We start from the raw sequence: 13,369 nt of genomic DNA, 5'->3' as shown, positions 1-13,369 counted from the left end.
ACACCACGATCGACGGCACGCCGACCTGACGGGCAAGCAGGATGTGCTCGCGGGTCTGCGGCATCGGGCCGTCGGCGGCCGACACGACCAGGATCGCGCCGTCCATCTGCGCAGCGCCCGTGATCATGTTCTTCACATAGTCGGCGTGGCCGGGGCAGTCGACATGGGCGTAGTGGCGCGCAGCCGTCTCGTATTCGACGTGCGCCGTCGAAATCGTGATGCCGCGGGCCTTCTCTTCGGGCGCCGCATCGATCTGGTCGTAGCGCTTGTATTCGCCAAAATACTTCGTGATCGCCGCCGTCAGCGACGTCTTGCCATGATCGACGTGGCCAATCGTGCCAATGTTCACATGAGGCTTGTTACGCTCGAATTTACCTTTTGCCATAGTCTCTTTCCTTGGACGGCCTTGACCTTCAGTTCAGTCGAATGCGGGGCGATTAGCGACTACGGCCGAAAAACACAAGTGCCTTGTGGCCGGGTGCGCTGTCCACTCGGTGCGAACCGATGATCCGATTGCGGGGATGTGGCGCTGATATAGGAACGCGCGAACGGAAATGAAATGGGGGCTGCGGGCTCCAGCACCTGTTTGCTATTCCCGCCCATGTCCTGTCCCGCCCATGTCCTGGCCTTTGCCTGCCGGATGTGCAGCCGGCGCCTGGCCCATTGCCGCTGCGGCGGCGGTCTGATTTGGTTGCCCCATGCAATTCATACCGACCTCCATACGCGGCCCGCTGTTCATGATCGTTTCGACGGGGTCGTACCTCGTCAACGACACGATGATGAAGCTCGCCACAGCGGGATTGCCGTCCTATGAAGTGCTGTTCCTGCGCGGGGTCGCGGCCACGCTATGGGGCATGCCGCTGCTGTTCCTGCTGGGCTATGGCAGGCAGATCCCTTTGATCTTCGACAAACGCGTGCTGCGCCGCAACCTGCTCGAGCTGGCGGCCATCCTTTGCTACGTCGTGGCGCTGGCCAACATGCAGATCGCCGATTCGACCGCGCTCGGGCAGATCACCCCGCTTTTGATGCTGGTCGGCTCCTCCATCCTGTTCGGCGAACGGATCGGCGGCGTGCGCATGGCGCTGATCGGGCTCGGCTTCATCGGTGCGCTTATGGTGGCCCAGCCGACCATGCAGGGCATCTCGGTCTATGCGTTGCTGGCGCTCGGCAACGCGGCATTGGCGGCGGCGCGCGATCTTGCCGGCAGGCGGGTCGCGCCCGAAGTGCCGGGCATGATCGTCGCCATTTCCGCCGTCGTGGTGGTGCTGATCGGCGCGGGCGCCGCGCATCTCGTTTCCGAGCGCTGGGTGATGCCGGAAGCCCGGCACCTGCTGCTCATGGCCGGCGCCGGATTCTTCCTGATCTTCGGCCATTTCTTCATCTTCATGGCCTATCGCGTCGGTCCGACCGGCGTGGTGGCGCCGTTCTACTACTGCTTTACCGTCTGGGCGGTCATCTCAGGCGTGCTGGTATTCGGGCAGTTCCCGAATGCCCTGGCGGTCTGCGGCATCCTGCTGGTGGTCGCGAGCGGGCTGACCATCGTCTCGCTTGATGAACGCAAACGCAGGCTGACCGTCGTCGCCTGACCTTCAAGTCAACGCGTCGAAGCAGGTTTGGCCGACCTGCGGTCGGCCAGTCGGCAGACTGGCGCCTAAAGCGTTCGCTTGCCGGAGAACTGGTGATAGGCCCACAGCACGACCACCGCGCCGATGATGGCGACGATCAGGCTCCAGATGTTGAGGCCGGTCACACCCGTGGCGCCAAAGGCGCTGAAGATCAGCCCTCCGACGATGGCGCCGACAATGCCGAGCACGATATCCATGATCAGGCCCTGGCCGGTCTTGTTGACGATCTTGCTGCCGATAAAGCCGGCGATGACGCCGAGGATGATCCAGCTGATAATGCCCATTTTTCCTCTCCATTCCCCGCCCGCCGATCATGGTCACATGATTGTCAAAAGCTCAAGCCAACTTGAAATTCCGCCCGCATGGTCCATTGTAGCCGGCGGGACGGGCTTGGTCGTTATGGAGGATTGACCTATGGGACTTTTTGACAACGCCGTGCCCGGCGGCAACATCACCAAACCGCTGATGATCGCGCTCGGCGCGCTGCTGGTGGGAAAGATGCTGAGCGGCAGAAGCGCCGAACAGACGAGTGCCGAAGAGACGGGCGAGCCCGCCCAGCCTCAAACGCCAGCCCCCACCGGAACCACGGCCTCAGGCGACGGCGGCCTGCTTGGCGGACTGGGCGGACTGCTCGACAAGCTCAAGAATGCCGGCCAAGGCAATGTTGCTGACTCATGGGTCGGCACCGGGCAGAACCAGCCGATCAACGCCAATGATCTGGGCAAGGCGATCGGCCCGCAGGTCATTCGAGAGATCGCGCAAAGGACCGGACTGGACGAGCAGGAGTTGCTCAAGCAATTGTCCACAGCCCTGCCCGGCATTGTCGACAGACTGACGCCGAACGGACAGGTGCCGCAGCAACACCAGGTCGCGTCCGCTTTCAACAGCTAGACTTCTGCGCCTGCATCACGCGCAAACACGCCCGGCACCGCCTTGCGGCTGTCGGGCGTTGCTCCGACCAGCGCGGCGAACCGCCTGGCAGTCGACGCATCGACCGGCGTGTAGACGGAAACCGAGAAATCACTGTCGCGGCCGCCCGGCTGCAGCGTGGCGAAATCGAACGACATCGCGCCGGCGACAGGGTGCCGGATGGATTTCCGCCAGATCGGTGGCTCGGCGATGTCGCGGCTGTTCCAGCACGTGGCGAACGCTTCGCTTGCCGCTTCCAGTGACGAAACCAGCGCAGCCAGCACCGGATCGCGAGTCATGGCGACAGTGGCAAGCCGGAACTGCGCCGCCGCCGAGCGCGAAACCTCCGGCCAGTCGACAAAGCGCTGCCGCCATTCCAGGTCGAGAAACAGCCGGGCGAGCAGGCTGCCGGACCACTCATCATCCGTCTCGAAATCCCCGAGCAGCACCGCCGCCGGGTGGTTCCAGGTGACGACCTGCCAGTAGCGATTGACGACATAGGCCGGGTGCGGTGTCAGCCCTTCGAGCAGGCTGAGCAGCGGCGCGCTGGGCAGGCCTTGCTCGCCGAGCCGGTCTCGCCAATCGAGATCGGGCCGCGCCAATTGGAAGAGATAGGCCTGCTCCGACCGGCTCAGTCTCAGCACCCGCGCCAGCGAGCGAAGCACCTGCGGCGACGCGTTCACCTCCCGTCCCTGCTCGAGCCAGGTGTACCAGGTGGTGCTGATCCCCGCCTCGGCGGCGACCTCTTCGCGCCTGAGGCCCGGTGCCCGGCGGCGGCCATTGGCGCCATCGATCCGCGGCAACCGGTCCCGCCGCTCGCGCAGGAAGCGGGCAAGCTCGTCGTGCCGTGGGCCGCCATACGTCATTCTGTCACCGTGAATACCAGTATAAGCTATAGTCTTGTACCATTTTAAAGGAAAGCTAGGTTGCGAGCGATCGCAACATCAGCCACGGAACTTCGACAATGAACGCGCTCAATGAAATCCGTCAGATCGACTACACCGGCATCTTCGCCCGCGACATGGCCGCCATGCGGCACTTCTACGGGGACGTGATGGAATTTGAGCCGCAGCGCGAACTCGGCGACAGGTGGATCGAATATCGGGTCGGCCCGAACACGCTGGCCTTAACCAGCCTCGGCATGATGTTCAACGACACGCCGCAGCAGCGGGATGCGCTGTCGCTGCAGCTGGCATTCCGGGTGGCGCCGGAGATGGTCGCTGCCTGCGCCGAGGCGCTTCAGGCCAAGGGCGTGCAGCCGGTCCTGCCGCTCACCGACCAGGAATGGGGCCACAGGACAGTGTTCTTCCGCGATCCCGACGGCAACGTTGTCGAGATATTCGCTGAGATCTGATGCGGAGTGGGGAGTTTGGAGCGGGTAGCGGGAATCGAACCCGCATATTCAGCTTGGAAGGCTGCTGCTCTACCACTGAGCTATACCCGCATCGTCCTCAAGGTTCGCGGGCTGGCAGTGGTGGAGAGGGTTGGATTCGAACCAACGTAAGCTAAGCTAACGGATTTACAGTCCGTCCCCTTTAACCACTCGGGCACCTCTCCAGCCTGCCGTCGAAGCCTTGCAACGAGGCATTCTCGCCGATCAGGTCGAAACCGGGGTTTTGTCCGAAATCAGCGAAGCGCCTTATGGCGGCAAGGCCAGTGGGTGTCAACCGCACCGCAAGGCAAAATGCGCTGATTTTGACAGCTCACCCGGCAAGCCGGCTTTCTGCCTGTATCCATGGCCCGGCGACGCGGCTATAGAAGCCGGCCATGAGCAATGACAACACGCCCAAGACCGCCAAAGACACCCACTACGCCAAGCTGCGTCGCGCCCATCGCGACGAGAAGGCCGGCGGCGCGCCTGCCTTCCGGCCGCGCCAGCCGGTGCCGCCGGGCGAGAACGCCGCCGACGGGCTGGTGCGGCTTTATGGCCTGCACACGGTGCGCGCCGCGCTCGACAATCCGCGCCGGCGGATCAGAAAGATGTTGGTGACGCGCAATGCCGCCGAGCGGCTGGCGATCGCCGACCTCGCCGCTTTGCCGTTCAAGGCCGAACTGGTCGAGCCGAAGGACATCGACAAGATCACCGGTTCGGACGCCGTCCACCAGGGCGTGCTGATCGAGGCCGAGCCGCTGAAGCCCAAGCGCCTTGACGCGCTCGGCGATACCAAACTGGTGCTGGTGCTCGACCAGGTCACCGACCCGCACAATGTCGGCGCCATCCTGCGCTCGGCGGTCGCCTTCGGCGCCGGTGCGCTGATCACCACGGCCCGCCACAGCCCGCAGGAATCCGGCGTGCTGGCCAAATCCGCCTCCGGCGCGCTGGAACATATCGACCAGATCGAGGTGAAGAACCTCGCCGGCGCGCTGGAACAGCTGCACGAAGCCGGCTTCCAGACCATCGGCCTCGATTCGGACGGGCCGGCCGAACTCGAAACGAGTTTTTCAGGCGAAAAGATAGCCCTGGTGCTCGGCGCCGAAGGCAAGGGCCTGCGCCAGAAGACGCGCGAGACGGTGACGACACTCGCCCGCCTCGACATGCCCGGCGCCATCCGCTCGCTCAACGTGTCGAACGCCGCGGCGGTGAGCCTTTATGCGGCACGGAAGTTCCTTGGAAAGTGAATAGTGAATGCTGAATGGAAAGCGTTCTTACCGTCACCGTTCACTATTCACCCACTTCATGCCCCGCCATCCGCTCCAGCGCCCGCACCAGCGCCGAATGATCCTCTTTCGCCCCGCCATTCGCCGCGCACGAGTTGAACAGCTGCTGCGTCGTCGAGGTGTTGGGCAATGAGACGCCGAGCGCCTTGGCGCCTTCCAGCGCCAGGCTGAGATCCTTCTGGTGCAGTTCGATGCGGAAGCCCGGCGCGAAGGTGCGCTTTATCATGCGCTCGCCATGCACCTCGAGGATGCGCGATGCCGCCAGCCCGCCCATCAGCGCCTGCCGGACCTTGGCGGGGTCGGCGCCGGCTTTTGCGGCAAAGACCAGCGCCTCGGCGACCGCCTCGATGGTCAGGGCTACGACGATCTGGTTGGCAACCTTGGTGGTCTGGCCGACGCCGTTCGGGCCGACAAGCGTGACGTTCTTGCCCATCTTTTCGAACACGGGCTTGGCGCGCTCGAACGCCTTGTCCTCGCCGCCGACCATGATGGTCAGCGACGCCGCCTTTGCGCCGACCTCGCCGCCCGACACCGGCGCGTCAAGATAGTCGCAGCCGAGATCGTTGATTTTCTTGGCGAAAACCTTGGTCTCGATCGGCGAGATCGAGCTCATGTCGATGACCAGCTTGCCCTTGCTCAGGCCGGAAGCGACACCGTTCTCGCCGAACAGCACCTCGGCTACCTGCGGGGTGTCGGGAACCATGGTGATGATGATATCCGCGGCCTTCGCCACTGCCGCGTGGCCGGTGATGCTTCTCAAGCCCTTGGCGACGAGATCGGCCGGCGGCTTCGAGCGGTGGTCGCTGGCAATGACGGCGTAGCCGGCATCCAGGAGATGCCCCGCCATCGGCGCGCCCATGATGCCAAGGCCGATGAAGCCGATGGTTTCCATTGTTTTCTCCTTTGTTGAGGCTGAGTTCCTTCGCGCCCCCTCTGACCTGCCGGCCATCTCCCCCACTTGTGGGGAGATTGGCAGTTTCGGCGCCTCGCTCACCCTGCAATGTTGGGGAGCGAAAGCCGGGATGACGTCCGATCTCCCCACCTGTGGGGGAGATGGCCGGCAGGCCAGAGGGGGGCGCGAAGGAACGCGACTTCAATCGTAACAGCTAAGCCGCGGCACTCCCCTGCCCGTTAAGCTCCCGAAACCACCCCAGCCCAGCCTCCGTCCCCGCCTTCGGTTTGTATTCCGCTCCGACCCAGCCGGAATAGCCGGTCCTGTCGATATGCTCGTAGAGGAAGGGATAATTGATCTCGCCCGTCCCCGGCTCGTGACGGCCGGGATTGTCCGCAAGCTGGATATGCGCGATGCGGCCGAGGTTGGCCTCGATGGTACGGGCGAGATCCCCCTCCATGATCTGCATGTGATAGATGTCGTATTGCAGGAACAGGTTCTTCGAACCGACGCGCTCGATCAGCGCCAGCGCCTGCTCCGAATAGTTCAGGAAAAAACCCGGTATGTCGCGCGTGTTGATCGGCTCGATCAAAAGCCGGATGCCGGCCTGCTCCAGTTTCTCGGCTGCAAACGCGAGGTTCTCGGCTAAAGTATTTTCCAGCACCGAACGATCCACGCCCTGCGGCGCGATGCCGGCGAGGCAATTGACCTGCTCGCAGCCGAGCGCATGGGCATAGCTGATCGCCTTGGCGATGCCTTGCCGGAATTCCGGCGCGCGGTCGGGCAAAACCGCGATGCCGCGCTCGCCCTTGCCCCAGTCGCCGGCCGGGAGGTTGAACAGCACCTGTGTCAGGCCGTTCTTCTTCAGCCGGGCCGCGACCACGTCAGGCGTATGATCATAGGGGCCGATATATTCGACGCCCTTGAAGCCGGCGCGGGCTGCGGCATCGAAGCGATCGAGGAACTCATGCTCGCCAAAGAGCATCGACAGATTGGCTGAAAAACGCGGCACTCTTTTTCTCCTTCTTCTGCTTGGCCCTAGGCGTGTTGAGATTCAGGTCGGGCAGAGTCGAAAACGGTGACTTTCGAGAACCGGAGCGGAACGTACTTTCTGTACGTGAGCACCGGAAGCGCAGGAAGGCGCCGTTTGCAGGCCTGTCTCACCTGAATATCGGCGCGCCTAATCGAGCAACACAATCGCCGTCGGCGCATCCTCATGGCTTTCGGCAAGGTCCTCGAATTCGGTGATCTTGTCGATTTCCGTGCCCATGGAAATGTTGGTGACGCGCTCGAGGATGAATTCGAGCACCACCGGCACCTGGTATTCCTTCATCAGCCGCTGCGCTTCCTTGAACGCGCCGGCGAACTCTTCCGGTTTGCGCACCCGGACCGCCTTGCAGCCCATCGCTTCTGCGACCGCGACATGGTCGACGCCGTAGCCGGCCTCCGGATCGTTGGCGCGGTTGACGTTCTCAAAGGCCAGGCTCACCTCGAAATCCATCGCAAAACCGCGCTGCGCCTGGCGGATCAGGCCGAGATAGGCATTGTTCACGACGACATGGATATACGGCAGTTTGTGCTGTGCGCCGGCCGCCAGTTCCTCGATCATGAACTGGAAGTCGTAGTCGCCCGACAGCGCCACGATGGTGCGATCCGGATCGGCGGCGCGCACGCCAAGCGCTGCCGGCAGCGTCCAGCCGAGCGGGCCGGCCTGGCCGCAATTGATCCAGTTGCGCGGCTTGTAGACATGCAGGAACTGCGCCCCGGCGATCTGCGAGAGGCCGATCGTGGTGACGTAGGTGGTGTCACGGCCGAACGCCTTGTTCATCTCCTCATAGACGCGCTGCGGCTTCAGCGGCACCTGCTCGAAATGCGTCTTGCGCTTCATCGTCTTCTTGCGGGTCTGGCATTCCTTCGCCCAGCCCGACCAGTCGCGCAGCTTTCCTGCCGTCTTCAATTCGGTGGCGACGTCGAGCAGCATCTTCAGTGCCGCACCGGCGTCCGAGACGACGCCGAGATCCGGCGCGAACACCCGGCCGATCTGGGTCGGTTCGATGTCGACATGGATGAATTTCTTGCCCTTGGTGTAGACATCGACCGAACCGGTGTGGCGGTTGGCCCAGCGATTGCCGATGCCAAAGACGAAATCGGCTTCCAGCATCGTCGCATTGCCGTAGCGATGCGAGGTCTGCAGCCCGCACATGCCGGCCATCAGCCGGTGGTCGTCGGGGATCGCGCCCCAGCCCATTAGCGTCGGGATGACCGGCACGCCCGTTATCTCGGCGAATTCGATCAACAGATCCGACGCATCGGCGTTGATGATGCCGCCGCCGGCGACGATCAGCGGCTTTTCCGCGGCATTGAGCATCGCCAAGGCCTTTTCGGCCTGGGCGCGCGACATTGCCGGCTTGAACGGGACCAGCGGTTCATAGGCATCGATATCGAATTCGATCTCGGCCAATTGCACGTCGACCGGCAGGTCGATGAGCACCGGGCCCGGTCGCGACGAGCGCATCAGGTGAAATGCCTTCTGCAGCGCCATCGGCACGAGATAGGGCTCCATGACCGTGACCGCCCATTTGGCGACGGGTGCGGCTATGGCGGCGATATCGACCGCCTGGAAATCCTCCTTGTTGAGCCGTGCCCGCGGCGCCTGCCCGGTGATGCACAGGATCGGGATGGAGTCCGCCGCCGCCGAATAGAGCCCGGTGACCATGTCGGTGCCGGCCGGGCCCGACGTGCCGATGCACAGCCCGATATTGCCTGATTTGGCTCTCGTGTAGCCCTCGGCCATATGCGAGGCCGCCTCGACATGGCGCGCCAGGATGTGGCGGATCGAGCCCCTCGCCTTCAGCGCCGAATAGAACGGATTGATCGCCGCGCCCGGCACGCCGAAGCCGCAGGAAATGCCTTCCTTTTCGAGAACGAGAACCGCTGCATCGACAGCGCGCATCCTGGCCATGTCCAGCCTCCTCAAGATTGTTGGTTGGTTGACAATGCCAGTGTCGTTTTCATTTTTCAATTTTTTCAGAATAATTTTTCATTTCGAGAAAACCCCTTCTATACACTGATTCCACTGGCTTTTTCGTTTTCCATGAATCCGGCCATCAAAATTGATGAAAAAGTTTTTCATTGCGATTTCGGCGAAACCGGCGACAATGCCGCCATGGAAACCAGCGAAAAACGCCAGCGCGGCCGGCCGCGCGCTTTCAACGGTCCGTCCGAGGCCGGTTCTGTACAGTCGCTCGACCGGGCCTTGCGCATCTTGGCCATCGTCGCCGAAGGCAATGGCCTGTCGCTGAGCGAGATTTCGGCGCGCAGCGAGCTTGCGGCGTCCACCGCCTATCGCATGCTGACGACGCTGCAGAACCACGGGATGGTCGAGTTCGATACATCGGACCAGCTGTGGTCGATCGGCGTCGAGACCTACCGCATGGGTGCCGCCTTCCTGCGCCGCCGCAAGCTTGTCGACCGGGCCCGCGTGGTCATGCAGGAATTGATGGAGAAGACCGGTGAAACCGCCAATCTCGGCGTCGCCGAGGACGATTGCGTCGTTTTCGTCAGCCAGGTCGAGACCCATCAGGCGATCCGCGCCTTCTTCCGCCCGGGCACGCGCAGCTCCTTCCATGCCTCGGGCATCGGCAAGGCGGTGCTGGCGCAGCTCGAGCCGGAACGCGTCGCCGCCATCCTGCGCAAGTCGGGCCTGCAGCGCTTCACCGACAAGACGCTGTCCGACATTTCGGCGCTGGCCCATGACCTGGCTGTCATCAAGCACCGCGGCTGGTCGGTCGACGACGAGGAGCGGCATCCCGGCATGCGCTGCGTGGCCGCCGCCATTTTCAACGAGTTCGGCGAGCCGATCGGCGGTGTCTCGGTCTCCGGACCGACGGTGCGGGTGACGATGGAGCGGCTGGACGAGATCGGGCCGCTGGTGCGCGACGCCGCCGCTGAGGTGACGAGGATGATCGGCGGGTTCCGATTATAATGCGGAGAACGCTTCAGCTTTTGCTCGCCGCTTCACTGTGCGGATGCGTGGCGACGGTGCCCGAACCCGCCCCTGTCTCCCAGCAAGTCAGCGAGATTCCGATCTCGCTCGCTTTGGAGGAGACAATCACGATCGGCATTCGCCAGCATTTGCAGGATCCTGTATCCGCCAAATTCGGGACGATGCGCGCCGGCGAGCGGACGCTCAACGGCCGCCGGGAAATCGTGGTCTGCGGCCATGTCGCCGCGAAGTCATCGTCCGGTGGTCATACAACAGACCAACCGTTCGCCGCCAAGATCTATCCGGATGAAGGAAGCAGCTTCGAACTGATCGCCATGGGCGATCAATCGCAGAATGCGAGCGTTGTCGGCACCTGCCATGCAGCCGGATTACCGATCTCCAAACCGTAGCTGACACTGCCACGCGCTCAAATGTAGGAAAGAGGGGCTGCGTACAGCCCCTCCTTCTTGTGGGGAGCCTCCTCTTAGAGGCGGCAATAGTGGCGGTAGCCGTCATAGCCGACATAGGTGTCGGAGTACGGATCGTAGCTGGCGTAGCGATTGGCGCAGCGGCGGACGTGCCAGGAACCACCCTCGTCGTCGACATAGACGGTGCGGGGCTGCTGGTTGAGCAGGCTGCCGAGCACGAAGCCGCCGACGCCGGCGGCGATGCCGATGCCGATTTCGCGGTTGTGGTGATGGCTGTGGGCGGCCGAGGGCTGGACGGTGCCGACCAGCGAGGTGGCGGCGACGGTGCTGGCGATGAGGGCAGAAGCGATTTTGCGCGTGAACATGACGATCTCCTTGTTTCGTTGCGAGAGGCGATCCATCCGCCTCTTGATCATCTGTCGTTTCGGCGCGGAAAAAGGTTCGAAAGAATTTGGGATTTTCTTGAAGGCCGGAAATCAGCCGATGGAAACCAAGATCTGATCGATCGAGCGCTCAACGCAAAAAAGGGCGGCCGAAGCCGCCCTTCCGCGAGGCAGGTCGTCTCGCTCAAAGGAAGATGATCACCTTGCCGTGGTGATGATGATGCTTGTGGTGATGGTGCTTGTGTTGATGGTTCCACCACCAAGAGGGCTTGTCGTGGTGCTTGTGATGGTGGTGATGATGGCTGTGAGCGGAGGACGACTGCACGGTACCGGCGAGCGCGCCGGTGGCGACGAAGATGGCGACCAGGCCCGAAGTAAGACTGCGCTTCAACATGATGATCTCCTTGATCGAGGCGACCATTCGCCTCTGGAGATCAGTCGCGGTGACGTGGTGAAAGGTTCGAGGTTTTGAGCGAGTAGTGAGTAGTCAATGGTCCGAAAGGCGTTCGCCCATTCACCATTCACCATTCATCCCCATCCCAGTCACATGCCGCAGCCAAAACGCCATCGCGATAAAACCGACGATGGCGGCGATGCCGGTCCAGTCGACATTGGCGCTCTTCACGTCCCTGATGAGCTTTACCGCAAGCAGCCAGGCAATGACGACAAGCGGCAGGATGATGACAAGTCTGATCATGCGACACCCCGTTCGATGCGTTTGCACCTGAGAGATATGGTAGGGATCGCATTGGCGGTTTTCAGCATGGCGGCCCGCCCACCTCGGCGGGGTCCATTAGCGATCGAAAACGGAGTTTTGTCTTTACTGGCGCACGAAATATGCTAACCGGAGCGCCGTGCCCTTGTAGCTCAGCTGGTAGAGCAGCGGTTTTGTAAACCGAAGGTCGGCGGTTCGATTCCGTCCGGGGGCACCACCCTTCGCTCTTCGAGCTTCGGGTGGCAGGCCACTCGAAGCTCGTTAGTCGAAGGAGGACTGCCGACGGTTCTATTCGGCGGAGCTGGCAGCACGACATCAGGCCAACTCGCAGCCGTCGGACCTTCTAGGAAAATGTGGCAGCCTGTATGGCTGCCGTATCGCCGAACGTGTTCCTCACCCTAACCGACCTGTAGACGTAGGCGGCCCAGATCCCTGTGACTATGAAGGATGCCAAAGGTGTAACCAGAGCTCCTCCGGCAAGCAAACGGTTTACCGGGACACCCAGAACAGTCGATATCCAAACTGTGTCCAGTACGAATAAGAGAGGGATCGCGAACCACAGACATATGAACAGCTGCGGAAAGCGGTGGCTTCGCCGCAGCATCGAAACAAGCACGACCAGCTGAAGCACCAGAAATGCCAGATTGAGGGCTGCCTCGCCATAGATGGCCAAGGCCCCGTTGGGCACTGTAACAAGCTGTTGGTAGGTTTTGACCAGACTGGCCATATCGACAAGTGTGCGCAACGGCGAAAGGGACAGGCTGATCGCCAGCAGGATCAGCCAGCCGCCGAACCCCACGAGGTCATCTGGGCTCTGTGAGGATTTGCGCGACGACCGGACGGCGAAGAAAACCGGCACGCCAATCAGCAACAGAAGTATCGCCCAATGCCACATTTACCCACCCTCGAATGCATCCCTGGGTTGTTTAGCTCGCACCTCTGGATTGTGCAAGCGTTTTTACAGAGATCAAGGCATCGTAGAGATTTTCGGGTTTAGGTTTGCAGAGGACGCTTTCGTCGCTCGCAATGGCCGCATCTCACCCCAAGTCAAAATGCCGCGGAAAGGCCTGGTGCAGCAGGAGCAGCATGGTCTTGCGCAGCACGTCGGTGTCGCGGCTGGACGGGTTGAGATGGTCCCAATACCAGGCGCCGTGAACCAGATAATTCAGGCTCTCCGACAGCGTGTCTATGTCGACGCCGGTGTAACCGCCGCTGCGCGAAATCTCGATCAGCAGTTCGCGCGCTTCGGCCGTGTAGGCGAGATCGCTGGGCAGGCCTATCTCGTTGTAGAGCTGCATGCTCTTGCGGTCGCTGGAGAACACGACGAAGACCGACACCCAATTCGGATGCTGGCGGGCAAAGCGTTGCGCGCAATCGACCGCGCCCAAGACCCGCTCGACCGGCGACAGGCCGGGCGCCCGCACCAGCGTCAGCCACAGCGCGTCATATTGGTCGCTGAGATATTGCAGGACGGCTCGGAACAGGTTCTCCTTGCTGCGAAAATGAAAGACCACCAGTGCGTTGGACGAGCCGACATGCTCGGCGATGCGCTGCATGGTGACGCTGGCCAGCCCCTCCTCCGCGATGAGCTCGATTGTGGCGTCGATGATGCGCTGGATGCTCGCTTCGCCGCGCTCGCGCCGGCGGTCCTTGGGCGCAGCGTCGTTCGCCGCACCCTTGGCCGCCTTGCTTTTTCCCGCATCCGGAGTGGCTATGCGTTGCGCCATTGTCGTCAGGCCTTTCCCCGGCGGCCGAAACATCCCGCCGCTGCCTT

17 protein-coding genes and 3 tRNA genes are annotated in these 13,369 nt (G+C 62.4%); 7 read left to right on the top strand and 13 right to left on the bottom strand.

Annotated elements, in window-relative coordinates; all coding sequences use genetic code 11:
• Positions 1-385 (bottom strand): GTP-binding protein (locus NKJ75_RS11270; RefSeq protein ID WP_352499665.1); only part of this gene is annotated, 385 nt, incomplete at its 3' end.
• A 313-nt stretch (positions 386-698) separates the two neighbouring features.
• Between NKJ75_RS11270 and NKJ75_RS11265 the strand changes: the two genes are divergently transcribed.
• A complete protein-coding gene (locus NKJ75_RS11265) occupies positions 699-1,586 on the top strand; it encodes a DMT family transporter (protein WP_352499664.1) in 888 nt (295 codons plus the stop codon).
• A gap of 65 nt (positions 1,587-1,651) precedes the next feature.
• On the opposite strand, the gene NKJ75_RS11260 is transcribed toward NKJ75_RS11265, so the two are convergent.
• Positions 1,652-1,909: a GlsB/YeaQ/YmgE family stress response membrane protein gene (locus tag NKJ75_RS11260; protein WP_023688411.1), complete on the bottom strand. Its 258-nt coding sequence runs from the start codon at positions 1,907-1,909 to the stop codon at positions 1,652-1,654.
• 130 nt (positions 1,910-2,039) lie between these two features.
• On the opposite strand from NKJ75_RS11260, the gene NKJ75_RS11255 reads away from it, so the two are divergent.
• Complete coding sequence (locus NKJ75_RS11255; protein WP_023667447.1) at positions 2,040-2,516, top strand: YidB family protein; 477 nt, start codon at positions 2,040-2,042, stop codon at positions 2,514-2,516.
• Here NKJ75_RS11255 and NKJ75_RS11250 read toward each other — a convergent pair.
• Positions 2,513-3,400, bottom strand: coding sequence for a helix-turn-helix transcriptional regulator (locus tag NKJ75_RS11250; protein ID WP_352499663.1), 888 nt, complete (start codon positions 3,398-3,400; stop codon positions 2,513-2,515). The two genes, NKJ75_RS11255 and NKJ75_RS11250, sit on opposite strands and share 4 nt — an antisense overlap.
• A 98-nt stretch (positions 3,401-3,498) precedes the next feature.
• Here NKJ75_RS11250 and NKJ75_RS11245 point away from each other — a divergent pair, with 98 nt between their 5' ends.
• Positions 3,499-3,888, top strand: coding sequence for a VOC family protein (locus NKJ75_RS11245; RefSeq protein WP_352499662.1), 390 nt, complete (start codon positions 3,499-3,501; stop codon positions 3,886-3,888).
• A 16-nt stretch (positions 3,889-3,904) separates the two neighbouring features.
• On the opposite strand, the gene NKJ75_RS11240 is transcribed toward NKJ75_RS11245, so the two are convergent.
• Positions 3,905-3,978: transfer RNA gene (locus NKJ75_RS11240), tRNA-Gly, on the bottom strand.
• 28 nt (positions 3,979-4,006) lie between these two features.
• Positions 4,007-4,091: transfer RNA gene (locus tag NKJ75_RS11235), tRNA-Tyr, on the bottom strand.
• Positions 4,092-4,301: 210 nt separating this feature from the next.
• Between NKJ75_RS11235 and NKJ75_RS11230 the strand changes: the two genes are divergently transcribed.
• Positions 4,302-5,153: a TrmH family RNA methyltransferase gene (locus tag NKJ75_RS11230; RefSeq protein WP_352499661.1), complete on the top strand. Its 852-nt coding sequence runs from the start codon at positions 4,302-4,304 to the stop codon at positions 5,151-5,153.
• Positions 5,154-5,196: 43 nt separating this feature from the next.
• On the opposite strand, the gene NKJ75_RS11225 is transcribed toward NKJ75_RS11230, so the two are convergent.
• From NKJ75_RS11225 to gcl, 3 genes are all read right to left on the bottom strand, one after another.
• On the bottom strand, positions 5,197-6,141 hold the full coding sequence (locus NKJ75_RS11225; RefSeq protein WP_502903851.1) for a 2-hydroxy-3-oxopropionate reductase: 945 nt from the start codon (positions 6,139-6,141) through the stop codon (positions 5,197-5,199).
• A 157-nt stretch (positions 6,142-6,298) separates the two neighbouring features.
• Entirely contained in the window at positions 6,299-7,096 is a 798-nt protein-coding gene (hyi, locus tag NKJ75_RS11220; protein ID WP_023702459.1) for a hydroxypyruvate isomerase, read from the bottom strand.
• A gap of 168 nt (positions 7,097-7,264) precedes the next feature.
• Positions 7,265-9,046, bottom strand: coding sequence for a glyoxylate carboligase (gene gcl, locus NKJ75_RS11215; RefSeq protein WP_352499660.1), 1,782 nt, complete (start codon positions 9,044-9,046; stop codon positions 7,265-7,267).
• A 204-nt stretch (positions 9,047-9,250) separates the two neighbouring features.
• Here gcl and bhcR point away from each other — a divergent pair, with 204 nt between their 5' ends.
• Positions 9,251-10,069 (top strand): HTH-type transcriptional regulator BhcR, encoded by an 819-nt coding sequence (bhcR, locus tag NKJ75_RS11210; protein ID WP_352499672.1) that lies wholly within the window; start codon positions 9,251-9,253, stop codon positions 10,067-10,069.
• A 47-nt stretch (positions 10,070-10,116) separates the two neighbouring features.
• Positions 10,117-10,479 carry a hypothetical protein gene (locus tag NKJ75_RS11205; RefSeq protein WP_352499659.1) on the top strand — a complete coding sequence of 121 codons (363 nt, stop codon included), beginning with the start codon at positions 10,117-10,119 and terminating at the stop codon, positions 10,477-10,479.
• Between the two features lie 74 nt (positions 10,480-10,553).
• On the opposite strand, the gene NKJ75_RS11200 is transcribed toward NKJ75_RS11205, so the two are convergent.
• The 3 genes from NKJ75_RS11200 to NKJ75_RS11190 all read right to left on the bottom strand — a co-directional run bounded on the left by NKJ75_RS11200 (position 10,554) and on the right by NKJ75_RS11190 (position 11,577).
• The gene (locus tag NKJ75_RS11200) at positions 10,554-10,862 is read right to left on the bottom strand and encodes a BA14K family protein (protein WP_023667455.1); all 309 of its coding nucleotides are present in this window, start codon (positions 10,860-10,862) and stop codon (positions 10,554-10,556) included.
• A gap of 202 nt (positions 10,863-11,064) precedes the next feature.
• Positions 11,065-11,274 (bottom strand): hypothetical protein, encoded by a 210-nt coding sequence (locus tag NKJ75_RS11195; RefSeq protein WP_023688402.1) that lies wholly within the window; start codon positions 11,272-11,274, stop codon positions 11,065-11,067.
• Between the two features lie 120 nt (positions 11,275-11,394).
• Positions 11,395-11,577, bottom strand: coding sequence for a hypothetical protein (locus tag NKJ75_RS11190; RefSeq protein WP_023667458.1), 183 nt, complete (start codon positions 11,575-11,577; stop codon positions 11,395-11,397).
• Between the two features lie 159 nt (positions 11,578-11,736).
• Here NKJ75_RS11190 and NKJ75_RS11185 point away from each other — a divergent pair.
• Positions 11,737-11,812: transfer RNA gene (locus NKJ75_RS11185), tRNA-Thr, on the top strand.
• A 126-nt stretch (positions 11,813-11,938) separates the two neighbouring features.
• On the opposite strand, the gene NKJ75_RS11180 is transcribed toward NKJ75_RS11185, so the two are convergent.
• Together NKJ75_RS11180 and NKJ75_RS11175 are read right to left on the bottom strand one after the other, a co-directional pair.
• Positions 11,939-12,466 (bottom strand): DUF2569 family protein, encoded by a 528-nt coding sequence (locus tag NKJ75_RS11180; RefSeq protein WP_245260196.1) that lies wholly within the window; start codon positions 12,464-12,466, stop codon positions 11,939-11,941.
• A 166-nt stretch (positions 12,467-12,632) separates the two neighbouring features.
• A complete protein-coding gene (locus tag NKJ75_RS11175; protein WP_023725772.1) occupies positions 12,633-13,322 on the bottom strand; it encodes a TetR/AcrR family transcriptional regulator in 690 nt (229 codons plus the stop codon).
• Positions 13,323-13,369 lie beyond the last annotated feature (47 nt).

Source organism: Mesorhizobium sp. M0058 (assembly GCF_040323095.1).
GTDB lineage: Bacteria > Pseudomonadota > Alphaproteobacteria > Rhizobiales > Rhizobiaceae > Mesorhizobium.
Note: the sequence above shows the minus strand (reverse complement) of the source record. Positions and strands in the feature narration are given on the sequence as shown.

What these genes read in the sequence shown, in the direction of transcription:
- NKJ75_RS11265 (WP_352499664.1), top strand. Translation starts at nt 699, where the DNA reads ATGCAATTCATACCGACCTCCATACGCGGCCCGCTGTTCATGATCGTT.
- NKJ75_RS11260 (WP_023688411.1), bottom strand. Translation starts at nt 1,909, where the DNA reads ATGGGCATTATCAGCTGGATCATCCTCGGCGTCATCGCCGGCTTTATC.
- NKJ75_RS11255 (WP_023667447.1), top strand. Translation starts at nt 2,040, where the DNA reads ATGGGACTTTTTGACAACGCCGTGCCCGGCGGCAACATCACCAAACCG.
- NKJ75_RS11250 (WP_352499663.1), bottom strand. Translation starts at nt 3,400, where the DNA reads ATGACGTATGGCGGCCCACGGCACGACGAGCTTGCCCGCTTCCTGCGC.
- NKJ75_RS11245 (WP_352499662.1), top strand. Translation starts at nt 3,499, where the DNA reads ATGAACGCGCTCAATGAAATCCGTCAGATCGACTACACCGGCATCTTC.
- NKJ75_RS11230 (WP_352499661.1), top strand. Translation starts at nt 4,302, where the DNA reads ATGAGCAATGACAACACGCCCAAGACCGCCAAAGACACCCACTACGCC.
- NKJ75_RS11225 (WP_502903851.1), bottom strand. Translation starts at nt 6,141, where the DNA reads ATGGCCGGCAGGTCAGAGGGGGCGCGAAGGAACTCAGCCTCAACAAAG.
- gcl (WP_352499660.1), bottom strand. Translation starts at nt 9,046, where the DNA reads ATGGCCAGGATGCGCGCTGTCGATGCAGCGGTTCTCGTTCTCGAAAAG.
- bhcR (WP_352499672.1), top strand. Translation starts at nt 9,251, where the DNA reads ATGGAAACCAGCGAAAAACGCCAGCGCGGCCGGCCGCGCGCTTTCAAC.
- NKJ75_RS11200 (WP_023667455.1), bottom strand. Translation starts at nt 10,862, where the DNA reads ATGTTCACGCGCAAAATCGCTTCTGCCCTCATCGCCAGCACCGTCGCC.
- NKJ75_RS11195 (WP_023688402.1), bottom strand. Translation starts at nt 11,274, where the DNA reads ATGTTGAAGCGCAGTCTTACTTCGGGCCTGGTCGCCATCTTCGTCGCC.
- NKJ75_RS11190 (WP_023667458.1), bottom strand. Translation starts at nt 11,577, where the DNA reads ATGATCAGACTTGTCATCATCCTGCCGCTTGTCGTCATTGCCTGGCTG.
- NKJ75_RS11175 (WP_023725772.1), bottom strand. Translation starts at nt 13,322, where the DNA reads ATGGCGCAACGCATAGCCACTCCGGATGCGGGAAAAAGCAAGGCGGCC.